The following is a 15,969-nucleotide window of genomic DNA, read 5'->3' as shown; positions in this document are numbered from 1 at the left end:
CGTTAATCCGCTAGACTCCAAGTGTTTTGGCCAAAATAACGAGTAAAGACGCGAATCACTATGTTTGAAATTAATCCTGTAAAAAACGGCATTCAAGACCTGAGCGAACGCACCAACACCCTTCGGGGGTATCTTTGACTACGATGCTAAAAAAGAGCGTCTAGAAGAAGTTAATGCGGAATTAGAACAACCTGATGTCTGGAATGAGCCTGACCGTGCGCAAGCATTGGGTAAAGAGCGCTCTGGCTTAGAAGCTGTCGTCAATACCATTGATGATCTGGATCAGGGCTTAGAAGATGTTGAAGGCCTGTTAGAGCTGGCAGTTGACGCTGAAGATGAAGACACCTTCAACGAAACCGTTGCCGAGTTAGCCGAGCTGGAAAAGAAATTGGCAAAACTTGAATTCCGCCGGATGTTCTCTGGCCCGAATGACAGTTCAGATTGTTACCTTGATCTGCAAGCCGGTTCTGGTGGTACAGAAGCACAAGACTGGGCCAGCATGCTGCTACGTATGTATCTGCGCTGGGCAGAGAGCAAAGGCTTTAAAACCGAAGTGATGGATGAGTCTGATGGTGATGTTGCTGGTATTAAAGGCGCAACCATCAAGATCAGCGGTGAATACGCTTACGGCTGGTTACGTACCGAGACCGGCGTTCACCGTTTAGTACGCAAAAGCCCGTTTGACTCGGGTGGCCGTCGCCATACTTCATTTAGCTCTGCATTTGTCTATCCGGAAATTGATGACAATATTGATATTGATATTAATCCGGCCGACCTGCGCATTGATGTTTACCGCGCCTCGGGTGCAGGTGGGCAGCACGTAAACCGGACAGAATCTGCGGTACGTATTACACACATACCGACCAACACCGTGGTACAGTGTCAGAATGACCGTTCGCAGCATAAGAATAAAGATCAGTGTATGAAGCAGTTAAAAGCCAAACTCTATGAGTTGGAACTGCAAAAGCAAAACGCTGAGAAACAAGCGATGGAAGACACCAAGTCTGATATCGGTTGGGGCAGTCAGATCCGCTCTTATGTTCTGGATGACTCCCGTATTAAAGATTTACGCACAGGAATCGAAAATCGCAATACGCAAGCTGTATTGGATGGTGATTTAGATCGCTTTATTGAGGCAAGTTTAAAAGCCGGATTGTAAGGAACTCCCATGTCTGAACAACAAAATCTTGAGCAAGAAAGTACATTAGATCTGAACAGTGAAATGGCAACCCGCCGTGCAAAGCTGGCAGCTCTGCGCGAAGAGGGGATTGCTTTCCCAAATGATTTCCGTCGTGACAGCATTTCTAACGAAGTGCATGCCGCGTTTGATGATAAGTCTAAGGAAGAGCTGGAAGCACTGAACAAAGAAGTGGTAGTGGCTGGCCGTATCATGACCCGTCGTATCATGGGTAAAGCTGCTTTCGTCACTTTGCAGGATATGGGTGGTCAGATCCAGCTGTATGTATCTCGTGATGATCTGCCAGAAGGCGTTTACAACGAGAAGTTCAAGAAATGGGACATGGGCGATATCGTTGGTGCACGCGGTAAGTTGTTTAAGACACAAACAGGCGAGCTGACGATTCACTGTACAGAAGTGCGTTTGCTGACTAAAGCACTGCGCCCTCTGCCAGACAAGTTCCACGGCCTGTCCGATACCGAAATGCGCTATCGTCAGCGTTATTTAGACCTGATCACCAACCCGGAATCTCGCCGTACGTTTGAGATCCGTTCTAAAGTGATCAGCGGTATTCGCCGTTATCTGGAAGAGCAAAACTTCGTTGAAGTGGAAACCCCAATGCTGCACCCGATTCCGGGTGGTACTACAGCACTGCCATTTGCAACCCACCACAATGCGCTGGATCAAGAGATGTTCTTGCGTATCGCACCAGAGCTGTATCTGAAGCGTCTGGTTGTAGGTGGTATGGAGCGCGTATTCGAAGTTAACCGTAACTTCCGTAACGAAGGCCTGTCAGCACGCCATAACCCTGAGTTCACCATGCTTGAGTTCTATCAGGCATACGCAGACTACAACGATCTGATGGATAAAACCGAAGATATGTTCCGTACTCTGGCGATGAGCATTCTGGGTTCAACCACCGTTCATTACGGTGATCATGTGTATGATTTCAGCCAGCCGTTTGATCGCCTGACGCCTGCTGAAGCTACCGTGAAATATACTGACCTGACTATCGATAAGCTTGATACGCTGGAAGCGGCACGTGCAACGTGTGATGCGCACAAGATCAAGTATCAACCGCAGTGGGGCGTAGGCCGTCTGCAAGTTGAGATCTTCGAAGAGCTGGCTGAGCACTGCCTGATTCAACCAACCTTCATCACCAAGCATCCGGCAGAAACTTCTCCGCTGGCACGTGCTAATGATGAAGATGCAAGTGTTACCGATCGTTTTGAACTGTTCATCGGTGCACGTGAAATTGCCAATGCTTACTCTGAGTTGAATGACCCAGAAGACCAAGATCGCCGTTTCCGCCAGCAGCTGGTAGAGCGTGATTCAGGTGATGCTGAAGCAATGCATTATGATGCTGAATACATCATGGCAATGGAGTACGGCCTGCCGCCAACAGCAGGTGAAGGTATCGGTATCGACCGTCTGGCAATGATTTTTGCTAACGCACCGAGTATCCGTGACGTGATCCTGTTCCCGGCAATGCGTCCGCAAAAATAAGTGATTGCCTGCTGGTATCTAAGCATACCGGCATGTTCGTAATATCAGAAAACGGAGTCGGTTGACTCCGTTTTTTTATGCCATTAATTGGGATTTAGAGCACGGAAACATATATCCATACTTTTTCCTGCTTAATTCTCAATCAGTTAAGCATATGGTTGCTTGCAGTCACCGCTAAGAAGGTTATAATCGAGCACACGTTACGGGTATTGCGTGTAACAGCTTTTGCTTTTAAAAGTCAGATTTTAGTGATGCGGGTGTAGTTCAATGGTAGAACGGTAGCTTCCCAAGCTGCATACGAGGGTTCGATTCCCTTCACCCGCTCCATATCCTTTTTGTTACGCTTCCTCTTCTGTTTTCTCTGTTTTCTCTTTCCTATTTTATTTTTTTCAGTCGTTATCTTACTGGTTTAGCCTCTGTATCAAACAATTTAGTATTACCTAATGCTGATTTGCGTGCTGATTACCAGTAGCTTAGTCTGTTAACCCCACTCTCATTATTATCCGTACACTCAGGTCTGAAAACCTTCGTTACGTTTTGAACCTGTTTGTTGCCAATCAGTGCTGGAGTCAGACTTGGGCATTCGCTACTCTAATTCCAAGAAATATTTTAGGGGCTTACGATAGCCCTGTTTGCACCAACCTGCGCGGAGTCGCAGGTTTTTTTTTGCCTGCAAAACAGCAGTAAGTATCGTACTTACTGCCAGTGTGCAAGGGTGCAAATGTGTGAATGAAAGACAGACAGCAGAGTGGTTAGTCAGGGGTATTTTTGTTCAGTGTGATTGATTTACCCCGTTGCAAACGGATATTGAGCATCTCGACACCAAAGGAAAAACCCATCGCAAAATAGATATAACCTTTGGGGATATGCGCGCCAAAACTCTCACCAACAAGCGTAAAGCCAACCAAGATCAGAAAGGCCAGTGCCAGCATCTTGATGGTCGGGTTGTTATCCACAAACTCACCGATACTTTTCGCTGCAACCATCATAATCAGTACGGCAATCACAATGGCAACGACCATAATGGGAATGTCGCTAACCAATCCAACCGCCGTAATCACTGAATCGAGTGAAAATACGATATCTAAAATGGCAATTTGTACTAGGGTGAGCAGAAAATGACTGCTGGCTCGGCCTAGCTGTGGCTGATCATCGGCACTGTGTTGCTGTAAACTTTCGTGGATCTCGTGGGTGCTTTTGGCTATCAAAAATAGCCCACCAAAGAACAAAATCAGATCGCGCCCTGATATGGCATGTTCTGCCAATGTAAAAACCGGTTCAGTAAGGCGCATCATCCAGGTTAATGAGATAAGCAGCAAGATCCGTGTGCCCATGGCAAGGCCTAAACCCAGAATGCGCCCTTTCTGCCGTTGATGCTCAGGTAAGCGGCTAACTAAAATACTTAAAAAGATAATATTATCAATGCCTAACACAATTTCGAGTGCGGTGAGCGTTAACAGAGCAATCCACGCATTTGGATCAACAAGCAATTCCATGAAAAACCTACACCTAAACAGTACGGGAATGACCTGAAATCATAACCTGTTGATAGGGATTTTTCATTAAGTGTTATAAATCGAAATGTTTAGCTAAAATAGCGGCAGTAAAGGCTTTTTTAAGATAAAACCCGCGCGGCAGTGTTTTGATTAGCTGGCCGTTACGCCCGACAGCATCGGTTAAGGCTCGGCTGTTGCTGGCTTTAGGGCGAAGCTGCAACACCTCACCGTGGCGGGCGGTAATATTTTCAACTTCCCCCAGCACAATTAAATCCATTAGCTCTTCCCAGTCACGGCGCAGTAGCATCTCCTCCTCTTCTGAAGGAGTCCAGAGCAGCGGAGTGCCAATACGCCGTTCAGCCAGTGGAATTGAGCGCTCCCCCTCTACCGGCAGCCATAGAACACACTGTAACTTGTGCCTAACATGGCTGGTTTCCCAACTGACACCACAGGTACCAGTGAGCGGCGCTACACTGACAAACGTAGTTTCCAGTGGTTTTCCCTGTCGATCAATAGGAATTGTTTTTAATTCAACACCCAAATGGGGGAAGTCTTGCTCGGGTTTACTGCCTGCACACGCACCTAAGTGGCGCTCTATTAGCATGCCGACCCAACCTTTATCACGCTTTAAGTTAACCGGAACGGTCTGGCCACAGGCAGCAGCAAGGTCGCCTAAGCGGTAACCGGCTAACTGTAGTGCCCGTTGCCACAGTACGTGGCGTGAGAGGGGAATAGAGAATTCAGATCTGTTCATTGGCATATTTTACCATGCTTTTTTCTACCGTTCTTTTTTCTGTATTTCTTCGTGCTACTTTTGAGTCTGAGAAGCTGTAGGTGAAAAATCGGTTTGAAGAATAAACCGAGTGGATACGGTGCGTTTATTTTGCACGGGGATGATTCGGCCAACAACCTGCGTAGGTTGTTTTTTGAGCAGCCAGAGTCATCCACATCAGATCATGTGGTGATGTTTTGATCTTATTTTTTTAATCCTATGATCTATAAAGAAATAATAATGCAATTATCTTAAGATCATCCATAATAATAAAATCCTAACTGTACAAATCACCAACAATAAACAGGATCTCCCCCCTAGTTATCCACAGAAAACTGGGATAATCGTGGATAACCGCTGTGAGTAAGGCGGTATACCCTGTCTGCATAACGGGAAGCACGTGCAACAATAGGGAAAACTGCTGATCTTGTCAGCGATAAGTGTGGATAAATTCACCACTGATGGATCTTTGCACAATCGATGATCCTTTCGATCACCAAGTGCGATATTTTACAGTGGATAAATTGTGTTTTTATTTTAAGTCTTTGTATTTTATATTTTTAATTTATTATTTTTGGTTTGATCTTTTCGCGTTAAGAAGCATATTTTGCGTGATGGTGTGTATTTCTACACAGTGATATCCACAGAAAAAGTGAATAATTTCCCGCTGTCAGGGTGAAAGTTGTTTATAAGTGTTTGTTGCGGTAAAAGTTATCCATAGGGTGTACAAATAAGCAGCAAGGTCGCTCAATAATGTTGATGCATAACACATCAAGCACTTCCGGATGCGTACACCGGTTTACCGACTCTAGGTTGTATGAAACAATCGCAGCATAACTGACGTTTTCAGTATTGAGGTAGTCCTGTGATTGATGGTGATGGCTACCGCCCAAATGTTGGCATTGTCATTTGTAACCGAGAGGGGCAAGTGCTGTGGGCTCGCCGATATGGACAGCACTCATGGCAATTTCCACAAGGGGGGATCAATTCAGGGGAAACGGCTGAACAGGCCATGTACCGTGAGTTGTTTGAAGAGGTGGGGCTGACAAAAAAAGATGTCCGTTTACTCACTTCAACCCGTAATTGGTTACGTTATAAATTGCCAAAACGTCTGGTGCGGTGGGATACCAAACCGGTGTGTATCGGGCAGAAACAACGCTGGTTCTTATTACAGTTGATGTGTGATGAGTCAAAGGTAAACATGCAAACCAGCGGAAACCCTGAGTTTGATGACTGGCGCTGGGTCAGTTATTGGTATCCGGTACGGCAGGTAGTGTCGTTTAAGCGTGATGTTTACCGGCGAGTGATGAAAGAGTTTGTTTCGGTTGTGATGCCCATTGATGATCTGGAAAGATCATCGCTGAAAAATGCAAGAATAAGAAGGAAAGGATAACCTGATTATGTTGACCAAATTGCGGGAAATTGTCGAGCAGGTCGCCGCCGCGACCGATTTACCACAGGCATTGGAACTGCTGGTCAACAAAACCTGCCAGATTATGAAAACCGAAGTGTGTTCGGTGTATCTGGCTGATCACACCCACCGTTGTTATCGGTTAATGGCCACTCGCGGGCTGGCAAAGCCTGCGGGGAAATCGGTAAGTTTGGCCTTTGATGAGGGCGTTGTCGGGCTGGTCGGCTCACGGGCAGAGCCGATTAATCTGGCCGATGTACGCCAACACCCCAGTTTTAAATTCCTGCCTGATGTGCGTGAAGAGTCTTATCGCTCATTTTTGGGTACCCCGATTATCTACCGGCGTCAGCTACTTGGGGTGCTGGTGGTACAGCAACGCGAAGTGCGTCAGTTTGATGAGAGTGAAGAGTCTTTTTTAGTGACTCTGGCCACCCAGCTGGCAAGTATTTTATCGCATACCCAATCATTGGGGTTGCTCAGTGACAGCCAGCAACGGCGGATCCGCGCACAGGCTGCCGCACCGGGTGTAGCTATCGGTATTGGCTGGCTGGATAGAACGCACCTGTCGTTAGAAGATATTGCACAGGCCAGCACGCTGGACCTTGATACCGAGCGTGAGCGTTTATCGCGTGCGGTAGAGTCGGCGGCCAGTGAGTTTCGTCGTCACAGCAAGCGCTTTAATGCCGACATCAGCTCTGAATCTGCCGCTATTTTTGATCTCTATATCCATTTGCTATCAGATATGGCACTGCGTAAAGCGATGGCCGAACAGCTTGATCAGGGTGTGGTGGCTGAGTGGGCGGTGCGCAAAACGTTTGAGCACTTTGCTGAACAGTTTGCCGGCCTGCCCGATCCGTACCTGCGTGAGCGGGCCAATGATATGCGTGCTTTAGCCCAGCGTCTGCTGTTTCATTTGATGGATGTGCCGGAAAGTGAATGGAATTTGCCCGAGCACTTTATTCTGGTGACTGATGAGCTGACAGCTACACTGATTGCCGAGTTACCGCGTGAAAAAATGGCCGGCATTATTGTGCGCGATGGCGCAGCCAACTCTCATGCCGCTATTTTGGCGCGTGCACTTGGCGTACCCACCGTGATGGGGGTGGATATTGAACCCGATCAGCTTGAGCGGCGCGAGCTGATTATTGACGGTTATCGCGGTAGCGTGATTGTTGATCCGGAAAATGCTATTCGTACCGAGTACCAGCGTTTGATCCTCGAAGAGCGTGAGCTTGATGAACGCGTTGCCGTTGATCTGGATAAACACGCGCAAACGGCATGCGGCCAGCAGGTTGATATTTTACTCAATGCAGGTTTAAGTGCTGACTGCCATATTGCCGTGAATCAAGGGGTAGACGGTGTCGGGTTATACCGTACTGAAGTCCCGTTTCTGTTACATGGCAGTTTTCCCTCAGAAGATGAACAAGTTGCCCTGTATCAGCTGATTTTACAAAGCTACCCGAACAAGCCGGTTGTTATGCGTACTCTAGATGTTGGGGGCGACAAACCGCTACCTTATCTACCGATTCATGAGGATAACCCGTTTTTGGGCTGGCGTGGGATCCGTCTGACACTCGATCACCCCGATATCTTTATTGCCCAAATCAGGGCGATGCTGCGTGCGAGTGTCGGGCACGATAACCTCTCGATTATGCTGCCGATGATCTCAGGGGTCGGTGAAGTTGATGAAGCCAGATTGCTAATTGATCGCGCCTTTCGTGAAGTGGCCGAGCAGGTGCAAGCTCAGGGGCTGATACTGAAAATGCCCAAAGTCGGCATTATGGTTGAAGTGCCGTCAATGTTGTATCAGTTGCAATTTTTGCCCGGAAAAATTGATTTTATCTCGGTAGGATCAAATGATCTCACCCAATATCTGCTGGCGGTTGACCGTAATAATGCCCGTGTTGCCGATATTTTTGACTCACTGCATCCGGCAGTATTGCGGGCACTTAAACAGATCAGCACAGAAGGGCAGCAGTTTAATCTGCCGGTCAGTTTGTGTGGTGAGCTGGCCGGCGATCCGGTAGGGGCACTGCTACTGGTTGGCATGGGTTATCGACACTTAAGTATGAACGGGCGTAATGTGGCGCGGATTAAATATCTACTGCGCGCAGTGACACTCGATGATTTGCAAACACTGGCCGAGCGCGCCCTTAGTGCCCGAGTGACTACCGAGGTGCGGCATTTAACGGCCGCATTTATGGAGCGGCGTGGGCTGGGCGGCTTTATTCGCGGTGGGAACTCATTTTACTGATACCATATTTGTACCGGTTTACCAATTTACTGATACAACAATTTATTTATACACACGCGGCCTGCGTATAGCACTGTAGTTACCTTTAAATTACGCAGGTTATGCTGATTATTGATAGGCCTGTGCGATATCTCTCGGTATGCTATATGCCCTGTTTCTAGTGCAATGTGTTGATCTCTTGCTGTGGTAACCCTTCGCTATGATGTTGGCACTCAAGTTGTTACACATTGCTACTTTTGTGTAAGTTGAGGCTATCCATGTTGCTGTTTGTTATTGCCTGCCTGTTGCTCGGGGCTGTTGTCGGCATTCTGGCTGGTTTATTGGGCATTGGCGGTGGGCTGATCATTGTTCCTGCTCTGGCTTTTTTGCTACCTAAAGCCGGAGTCTTACCCCAGCATCTGATGCCGATAGCACTGGGTACATCACTGGCCTCGATTGTTCTGACCGGAGTCTCATCGTCATGGCGGCATCATCAACTGGGTAATGTTGACTGGAAAATTGTAAAAGCGATGATCCCCGGCGGTATTATCGGCGCGGTGATCGGCGCGCATGCCATCACCTTGATCCCTTCGGCTATGATAGGCAAAATCTTTGGCGTGCTGGTTCTCATTCTTGCACTTCAGATGGCGTGGTCGGTCAAGGCAAAATCAGTACATCCGCTGCCGTCAGGGGGAAAACTGTTTACTGCCGGTACGCTGATTGGTATTTTTTCCAGCCTTGCGGGGATTGGTGGCGGCAGTTTGACCGTGCCTTATCTGAACTGGCATTCTGTACCGATGCGCACCGCGATTGGTGTTTCTGCGGTATGCGGCATGATGCTCGGAGTCGGCGGATCACTAACGCTGATCTTTAGTGGATTACATGAGAGCGATTTACCGGCGTATAGTTTAGGCTATGTCTACTTGCCGGCACTGCTCTGTATCACGCTAACATCAATACAAACATCCAAGGTTGGCGCTAATTTAGTCAGCCGCTTACCCGTGCCGACTCTGAAAAAAGGGTTTGCCGTTCTTCTGATATTTGTTGCATTAAACATGTTGTGGTAACTGACCGATGATAAACAGTAGCTATCTGACTTTTCCGAATATTGACCCTGTTATTTTTCAGATAGGGCCGCTGGCGCTGCGCTGGTATGGTCTGATGTATCTGGTGGGGTTTGTATTTGCTTTGTGGCTGGGTTCACGCCGTGCCGCTAAGCCAAACAGCGGCTGGACCAAAGATGATGTTGAAAACCTGCTGTATGCCGGCTTTTTTGGTGTATTTCTAGGTGGCCGTATCGGTTATGTGCTGTTTTATAACTTTGATCTGTTTTTGGCCAACCCCCTGTATCTGTTTAAAGTCTGGGAAGGCGGAATGTCCTTCCACGGTGGTTTGATTGGTGTGATCACCGCCATGTGCATTTTTGCTTACCGTACACACCGCCCGATGTTTGCTGTGGCCGATTTTGTTGCGCCGCTGATCCCGTTTGGTTTGGGGGTTGGCCGTATTGGTAACTTTATCAACGGTGAGTTGTGGGGCCGGGTAACTGATGTGCCTTGGGCTATGGTGTTTCCTGAAGGTGGCCCATTCCCGCGTCATCCTTCTCAGATCTATGAAGCCTTACTTGAAGGTCTGGTTCTGTTTATTATCTTGAATTTATTTGTGAATAAGCCGCGCCCAACCGGCAGTGTTTCCGGTATGTTCTTGGTTTTTTACGGGTTGTTCCGTATTTTCTGCGAATTCTTCCGCGAACCTGATGCTCAACTTGGCTTCTTTGATGGCTGGCTGACCATGGGGCAATTACTGTCGGTACCGATGGTGCTGGCAGGTGCAGGATTAATTATTTGGGCTTACCGCCGTAATCCGATTCAAGCAGTACGGGGATAACATGCAACAGTATCATGATCTAATGCGCAAAGTGTTGGCTGAAGGGGCTGAAAAAGGGGATCGTACCGGAACCGGTACAAAGTCAATTTTTGGTCATCAGATGCGCTTTGATCTATCAAAAGGCTTTCCGTTGGTTACAACCAAACGTTGTCATTTACGCTCGATTATCCATGAGTTGTTATGGTTTTTGCAGGGGGATACCAATGTTGCGTATCTGCATGAGCATAATGTCAAAATCTGGGATGAGTGGGCCGATGAACAAGGCAACTTAGGGCCGATTTACGGAAAACAGTGGCGGGCATGGGGCAGTGCCGATGGCCGTACCTTGGATCAGCTGAGTACAGTAGTAGAGCAGTTAAAACAAGATCCCAATTCGCGTCGGATTATTGTGTCGGCATGGAATGTTGGTGAGCTTGATCAAATGGCTCTGATGCCGTGCCATGCACTGTTTCAGTTCTATGTTGCCAACGGTAAGCTCTCGTGTCAGCTTTACCAACGCTCTTGTGATGTATTTTTAGGCCTGCCATTTAATATTGCCAGTTATGCGCTATTAACCCATATGCTGGCTCAGCAGTGCGATCTAGAGGTCGGTGATTTTGTCTGGACAGGCGGTGACACACACTTGTATATGAATCACCTTGAGCAGGCAGAACTGCAGTTATCGCGTACGCCACGAGCATTGCCAACACTGACGCTTACCCGCAAGCCTGCCTCTATTTTCGACTATCAGTTTGAAGATTTTGAGATCACAGGTTACGACCCGTATCCGGCAATTAAAGCACCTATCGCGATTTAATTTTCCTTTTACAGTGGTTTAATCATCTTCTGTACTACCGACTATTCAAAAATCGGTTATTCAAAAATAAAGAGATCAAAAAAGGCGCTCATTAGAGCGCCTTTTTAGTCAGTATTGTTCAGTGTAGCTGAGTATGTATCGATTGTGATTTAGCGGGTTGCAACGAGCAGAATACCCGGTAAAACAAAGAACACACCACCTAGATACCCGAGCACCGCTAAACGGTTTTTGATAGCTAGATTTGCCAGCCCTTCAGCGGCTTTAACCGGTAAATTACGTAGCCACGGCACACCATAAATTAGGCCCACTGCCAGCACATTAAAGGTTAAATGCACCAGTGCAATTTGCAGGGCAAACAGCGCATTGCTGCCCGATACTGCGGTCGCAGCCAGCAGCGCGGTGATGCAGGTGCCGATATTTGCACCCAGTGTAAACGGATAGACTTCACGCAGTGTCAGTAACCCGTTACCCACAAACGGCACCATCAGGCTGGTGGTGGTAGAAGAGGATTGTACCAGTACGGTAACGGTCGCACCCGAGGCTATACCATGCAGTGGGCCACGGCCAATTGCGTGCTTTAACAGATCTTTTGCCCGCCCAACCATCAGGCCTTTTAACAATTTACCCATACCCGTGATAGCACAGAAAATCAGTGCAATACCCATCAGTGCCATAATCGTACCGGCCAGTGTTGGGGATAAATCAGCTAGCATTGATTTGGTTGCTGCAACAACCGGCTTGGTCAGTGGTTTGATAAAGTCAAAGCCTACAAAATTTAGGTTGCCGGAAGCCGAAAACGGGGTGACTAACCAGCTGCTGATCTTATCGAGGATGCCAAAAGCCATCTCAAGTGGTAAGAAGATAAATACCGCCAGCAGGTTAAAAAAGTCGTGGATAGTGGCACTGGCAAAGGCTCGGCGAAACTCGTTGTTACAACGTAAATGCCCTAAGCTCACTAAGGTGTTTGTTAGAGTAGTGCCAATGTTGGCACCCATGATCATTGGAATAGCGGTAGCAATCGGCAAACCACCGGCAACTAAGCCAACAATGATGGATGTCACGGTACTTGAAGATTGAATTAGGGCGGTTGCCAATAAGCCAACCATTAAACCGGCCAGTGGGTGCTCGGCAAATTCAAACAGAGCTTTGGCGTGATCGCCGGCCGCTAATTTAAAACCATCGCTGACCATCGCAACCGCGAGCAGCAAGCAATAGAGAGCAATAAACAGCGCCGACCAAGATAATAGTGTAGTCAGAGGCGAAGGTGTCGTTGTGTTTTGTTCAGTAGGCATCTTGCGCATTAATGAATCTCTGATGTCAGATTTATTGCAGAGAATCCTAACGTTGAAATATTACAGATATATTTCAAAACAGAAAAAACCCTCAAAATAGCATGGTGAATAGGAGATTAAGCGCATATTTGTGATAGCAGGCAGATAATAAAGCGGTAATTGAGCTATTTCGTAGATAAAACTGTTAATAGATAGATTTAATACTCGGTTTTTTCGATGAAAATCATCAATAGAAACGATTTTATCGAGTTTGCATTCTGTTTTACACTGAAAATAAGACAACTGGCGTATTTTGCGCTGTGTAACTGCATAAAAATAGAAGTACTGGAGTTCTCAATGACCGATATGATTCGTCAGTTTTTACGGCTGGAGTCAGCCGGAGGCATCTTACTGATTATCGCCTCAGCGCTGGCGTTAGTGCTTGCCAATACCAGCCTTGAAGGGATTTATGATCAGTTTCTGGCTATCCCTGTCGTCGTACAATTTGGCAGCTTACTGATTAATAAACCGTTATTACTCTGGATAAATGATGGTCTGATGGCCGTATTCTTCCTGTTAGTCGGTTTGGAAGTTAAACGTGAAATGCTCGTCGGGGCACTCAACAGCAAAGAGAAAGCTGTTTTTCCGGCGATTGCCGCATTGGGCGGAATGCTTGCACCGGCCCTGATTTATCTACTGTTTAATGGTGACCATGAAGTTGCGCGTGCTGGCTGGGCTATCCCAGCAGCAACGGATATTGCTTTTGCGCTGGGTATTATGGCATTGCTGGGAAAGCGCGTTCCTATCAGCCTAAAAGTCTTTTTGTTAGCACTGGCAATCATTGATGATTTGGGTGTTATTGTCATCATCGCCCTGTTTTATACCAGCAACTTATCGCTAGCAGCGTTAGCGGTTGCCATTGCCTCAACTGTACTACTGATTGTGATGAATCGGCGTGGTGTAGCCAAAATCAGCTGGTATATGGTGGTGGGCTTAGTGCTGTGGGTAAGCCTGTTAAAATCAGGCGTGCATGCAACACTGGCCGGAGTGGTACTGGGCTTTTGTATCCCGCTTAAAGCACAAGGTCAGCGGCCACTTGAGCATATCGAGCACAGCTTGCACCCATGGGTTGCTTACCTGATATTACCGCTGTTTGCATTTGCCAATGCAGGGGTTTCGTTGAAAGGCGTATCGGTTGATGCTCTGACATCGGCACTGCCACTGGGTATTGCTGCCGGCCTATTTTTGGGTAAACCGTTGGGTATTTTCTCTTTTAGTTTCCTATCGGTGAAGTTTGGTTTAGCAAAATTACCCGATGGCGTGAATTTCCGGCAGATCTTTGCGGTATCGGTGTTGTGTGGTATCGGCTTTACCATGTCGATGTTTATTGCCTCATTAGCATTTGAGCATGCAGGTATGGAATACGGCGTCTATTCACGCTTGGGCATTTTAATCGGTTCAACACTGGCCGCCGTGATTGGCTACAGTTTATTACGGATATTTCTGCCGACTGTGAAAAGATAAATTCTCATAAAATGTCAGCTATTTGCAGGTAGCCATTCCTGTGAGCTGGCGGCATACTGATGCGGCATCAGCCAATATAGAGAGGGGCTATGTCGCATTTAAATTTTAATCATCTGTACTATTTTTGGGCCGTATGCAAACACGGCTCAGTTGCTAAAGCAGCCGAAACGCTGTTTATTACTCCTCAAACGGTAACTGGCCAAATTCGAGCACTTGAATTGCGTTTTAACGGGAAATTGTTTAAACGTAACGGGCGCGGATTAGAACCAACTGAACTTGGTCAGTTGGTTTTTCGTTATGCCGAAAAAATGTTCTCTCTGAGTCAAGAGATGCTAGACATTGTCAACTACCGCAAAGAAGCCAATATCTTATTTGATGTTGGTGTTGCCGATGCGCTATCTAAACGCCTAGTCAGCCGTGTATTACAAGCTGCAATTCCTGCCAATGAACAGATTCACTTACGCTGTTTCGAATCAACACATGAGCTGCTGTTAGAGCAGTTAAGCCAGCATAAGCTGGATATGATCCTGTCTGATTGCCCAGTAGATTCATCACAGAATGAAGGGTTATTTTCAGTCAAATTAGGGGAGTGCGCGATCAGTTTCGTGTGCAGTAAACCTGCCCCTACCACCGCGTTTCCTGCCTGTTTACAAGAGCGTAAATTGCTCATGCCTGGCCGCCGCTCTGCCTTAGGCAGAAAAATACTGACCTGGATTGATCAGCAAGGTTTAGACGTCCAGGTGTTGGGTGAGTTTGATGATGCTGCGCTCATGAAAGCATTTGGCAACGCACATAATGCTATTTTTGTTGTACCGTCTTTGTACGTTAACGAACTGGTGTGTGATGACAATATGGTCGAGTTAGGGCGTCTTACTGGGCTATCAGAAGAGTACTTTGCTATTTTTGCTGATCGTATGATAAAGCATCCGGCAGTGCAGCAAGTATGTAGCGAAGATTTTTCTGATTTGTTTTCATCGCGTAGCAATTGTATGCTCTGAGTTGCTTAATGTACGCTTGCAGTAATACATGCAACATGTAATCAACAAAATAATAGAAATCAGAAAATGATGAAAAATACAGTAGAGATAGAGAGCATGGAACAAAACGTAGGGAGAGCCGTCATGCTGTTAAAAGCCATGGCAAATGAAAAAAGGCTTTTCATCCTTTGTCACTTGCAAGATAAAGAGGTATCCGTTGGTGTGCTAAGTGAACGATTAAATCTTTCACAATCAGCACTTTCACAACATTTGGCATGGCTGCGCCGTGACGGATTAGTGAAAACTCGCAAGGAAGCACAGACCGTATTCTATTCACTCAGTAGCCATGCGGTAAAAGAGGTTATTAGCACTCTTCACCGTTTATATTGTGCTGAACAACCAGAATATACAGAGACTGTTATTGAATACGTGGATGCGTAAGCCGCTTAAAGCAGTAAATCTTAGCGATGAGGTTACGGTGAGTAGGTTTACGCATGAACGCAAATAAATCACAGAGGAGCTATTAGATAAACGAGATTCTCTGATTATCGAAATAAAAATTATTGAGATAAAAAAAACCGGCATAAATGCCGGTTTTTTTCGATATCTTAAATCAGGCAATAATTACATTGCTTTGATTTGAGCTACCAGGTTCGCTTTATGACGAGCAGCCTTGTTCTTGTGGATCAGGCCTTTGCTTGCCATACGATCCAGAATAGGTTGCATGGTCGCAAATGCGGTCATTGCAGTTTCTTTGTTGCCAGTCGCGATCGCAGCGTATACTTTCTTAACGAAAGTACGCATCATGGAGCGACGGCTAGCGTTATGCTGACGACGCTTCTCAGCTTGGACAGCGCGCTTCTTAGCAGACTTGATATTAGCCAAGGTCCAACTCCCAAATATAACTTTTTTTGGACAT

Annotated in this window: 14 protein-coding genes and 1 tRNA gene; 11 read left to right on the top strand and 4 right to left on the bottom strand. The window is 46.8% G+C overall.

Features of this window, described 5'->3' with window-relative positions:
• The first annotated feature begins 60 nt into the window (after nucleotides 1-60).
• The 3 genes from prfB (at nucleotide 61) to AC1HDJ_RS00265 (ending at nucleotide 3,010) form a co-directional block, all read left to right on the top strand.
• Nucleotides 61-1,159, top strand: a protein-coding gene (gene prfB, locus AC1HDJ_RS00275; protein ID WP_479536287.1) for a peptide chain release factor 2 whose coding sequence is annotated in 2 segments (ribosomal slippage) — nucleotides 61-135 and nucleotides 137-1,159 — 1,098 coding nt in all. Because the reading frame shifts where the segments join, the coding sequence is not laid out codon by codon here.
• Between the two features lie 9 nt (nucleotides 1,160-1,168).
• Entirely contained in the window at nucleotides 1,169-2,683 is a 1,515-nt protein-coding gene (lysS, locus tag AC1HDJ_RS00270) for a lysine--tRNA ligase (protein ID WP_479536285.1), read from the top strand.
• Nucleotides 2,684-2,936: 253 nt separating this feature from the next.
• Nucleotides 2,937-3,010: transfer RNA gene (locus tag AC1HDJ_RS00265), tRNA-Gly, on the top strand.
• Between the two features lie 425 nt (nucleotides 3,011-3,435).
• Here AC1HDJ_RS00265 and AC1HDJ_RS00260 read toward each other — a convergent pair.
• The gene (locus tag AC1HDJ_RS00260) at nucleotides 3,436-4,179 is read right to left on the bottom strand and encodes a TerC family protein (RefSeq protein ID WP_479536283.1); all 744 of its coding nucleotides are present in this window, start codon (nucleotides 4,177-4,179) and stop codon (nucleotides 3,436-3,438) included.
• Nucleotides 4,180-4,252: 73 nt separating this feature from the next.
• The gene (mutH, locus tag AC1HDJ_RS00255; protein ID WP_479536281.1) at nucleotides 4,253-4,933 is read right to left on the bottom strand and encodes a DNA mismatch repair endonuclease MutH; all 681 of its coding nucleotides are present in this window, start codon (nucleotides 4,931-4,933) and stop codon (nucleotides 4,253-4,255) included.
• Between the two features lie 883 nt (nucleotides 4,934-5,816).
• Here mutH and rppH point away from each other — a divergent pair.
• The 5 genes from rppH to thyA all read left to right on the top strand — a co-directional run bounded on the left by rppH (nucleotide 5,817) and on the right by thyA (nucleotide 11,278).
• Nucleotides 5,817-6,344: an RNA pyrophosphohydrolase gene (rppH, locus tag AC1HDJ_RS00250; RefSeq protein WP_438623537.1), complete on the top strand. Its 528-nt coding sequence runs from the start codon at nucleotides 5,817-5,819 to the stop codon at nucleotides 6,342-6,344.
• Between the two features lie 7 nt (nucleotides 6,345-6,351).
• Nucleotides 6,352-8,616, top strand: a complete 2,265-nt coding sequence (gene ptsP, locus AC1HDJ_RS00245; protein ID WP_479536278.1) for a phosphoenolpyruvate--protein phosphotransferase — start codon at nucleotides 6,352-6,354, stop codon at nucleotides 8,614-8,616.
• Nucleotides 8,617-8,873: 257 nt separating this feature from the next.
• A complete protein-coding gene (locus AC1HDJ_RS00240) occupies nucleotides 8,874-9,662 on the top strand; it encodes a sulfite exporter TauE/SafE family protein (protein WP_479536276.1) in 789 nt (262 codons plus the stop codon).
• Nucleotides 9,663-9,672: 10 nt separating this feature from the next.
• Nucleotides 9,673-10,482: a prolipoprotein diacylglyceryl transferase gene (gene lgt, locus AC1HDJ_RS00235; RefSeq protein WP_479537162.1), complete on the top strand. Its 810-nt coding sequence runs from the start codon at nucleotides 9,673-9,675 to the stop codon at nucleotides 10,480-10,482.
• 1 nt (nucleotide 10,483) lies between these two features.
• Entirely contained in the window at nucleotides 10,484-11,278 is a 795-nt protein-coding gene (gene thyA, locus AC1HDJ_RS00230; protein ID WP_479536274.1) for a thymidylate synthase, read from the top strand.
• A 149-nt stretch (nucleotides 11,279-11,427) separates the two neighbouring features.
• On the opposite strand, the gene AC1HDJ_RS00225 is transcribed toward thyA, so the two are convergent.
• Nucleotides 11,428-12,579 (bottom strand): Na/Pi symporter, encoded by a 1,152-nt coding sequence (locus tag AC1HDJ_RS00225; protein ID WP_479536272.1) that lies wholly within the window; start codon nucleotides 12,577-12,579, stop codon nucleotides 11,428-11,430.
• 327 nt (nucleotides 12,580-12,906) lie between these two features.
• On the opposite strand from AC1HDJ_RS00225, the gene nhaA reads away from it, so the two are divergent.
• From nhaA to AC1HDJ_RS00210, 3 genes are all read left to right on the top strand, one after another.
• Complete coding sequence (nhaA, locus tag AC1HDJ_RS00220; RefSeq protein ID WP_479536270.1) at nucleotides 12,907-14,073, top strand: Na+/H+ antiporter NhaA; 1,167 nt, start codon at nucleotides 12,907-12,909, stop codon at nucleotides 14,071-14,073.
• A gap of 89 nt (nucleotides 14,074-14,162) precedes the next feature.
• Nucleotides 14,163-15,071 carry a transcriptional activator NhaR gene (gene nhaR, locus AC1HDJ_RS00215; protein ID WP_479536268.1) on the top strand — a complete coding sequence of 303 codons (909 nt, stop codon included), beginning with the start codon at nucleotides 14,163-14,165 and terminating at the stop codon, nucleotides 15,069-15,071.
• A 66-nt stretch (nucleotides 15,072-15,137) separates the two neighbouring features.
• Nucleotides 15,138-15,491 (top strand): ArsR/SmtB family transcription factor, encoded by a 354-nt coding sequence (locus AC1HDJ_RS00210; RefSeq protein WP_479536266.1) that lies wholly within the window; start codon nucleotides 15,138-15,140, stop codon nucleotides 15,489-15,491.
• Nucleotides 15,492-15,674: 183 nt separating this feature from the next.
• Here the strand turns inward: AC1HDJ_RS00210 and rpsT are convergent, their stop codons facing one another.
• Complete coding sequence (gene rpsT / locus AC1HDJ_RS00205; RefSeq protein ID WP_438623545.1) at nucleotides 15,675-15,935, bottom strand: 30S ribosomal protein S20; 261 nt, start codon at nucleotides 15,933-15,935, stop codon at nucleotides 15,675-15,677.
• Between the last annotated feature and the right edge of the window lie 34 nt (nucleotides 15,936-15,969).

Source organism: Plesiomonas sp. ISS29, assembly GCF_056522795.1.
The sequence above is the reverse complement of the archived record's forward strand: the minus strand, read 5'-3'. Positions and strand labels throughout refer to the sequence as shown.

What these genes read in the sequence shown, in the direction of transcription:
- lysS (WP_479536285.1), top strand. Translation starts at nt 1,169, where the DNA reads ATGTCTGAACAACAAAATCTTGAGCAAGAAAGTACATTAGATCTGAAC.
- AC1HDJ_RS00260 (WP_479536283.1), bottom strand. Translation starts at nt 4,179, where the DNA reads ATGGAATTGCTTGTTGATCCAAATGCGTGGATTGCTCTGTTAACGCTC.
- mutH (WP_479536281.1), bottom strand. Translation starts at nt 4,933, where the DNA reads ATGAACAGATCTGAATTCTCTATTCCCCTCTCACGCCACGTACTGTGG.
- ptsP (WP_479536278.1), top strand. Translation starts at nt 6,352, where the DNA reads ATGTTGACCAAATTGCGGGAAATTGTCGAGCAGGTCGCCGCCGCGACC.
- AC1HDJ_RS00240 (WP_479536276.1), top strand. Translation starts at nt 8,874, where the DNA reads ATGTTGCTGTTTGTTATTGCCTGCCTGTTGCTCGGGGCTGTTGTCGGC.
- thyA (WP_479536274.1), top strand. Translation starts at nt 10,484, where the DNA reads ATGCAACAGTATCATGATCTAATGCGCAAAGTGTTGGCTGAAGGGGCT.
- AC1HDJ_RS00225 (WP_479536272.1), bottom strand. Translation starts at nt 12,579, where the DNA reads ATGCGCAAGATGCCTACTGAACAAAACACAACGACACCTTCGCCTCTG.
- nhaA (WP_479536270.1), top strand. Translation starts at nt 12,907, where the DNA reads ATGACCGATATGATTCGTCAGTTTTTACGGCTGGAGTCAGCCGGAGGC.
- nhaR (WP_479536268.1), top strand. Translation starts at nt 14,163, where the DNA reads ATGTCGCATTTAAATTTTAATCATCTGTACTATTTTTGGGCCGTATGC.
- AC1HDJ_RS00210 (WP_479536266.1), top strand. Translation starts at nt 15,138, where the DNA reads ATGATGAAAAATACAGTAGAGATAGAGAGCATGGAACAAAACGTAGGG.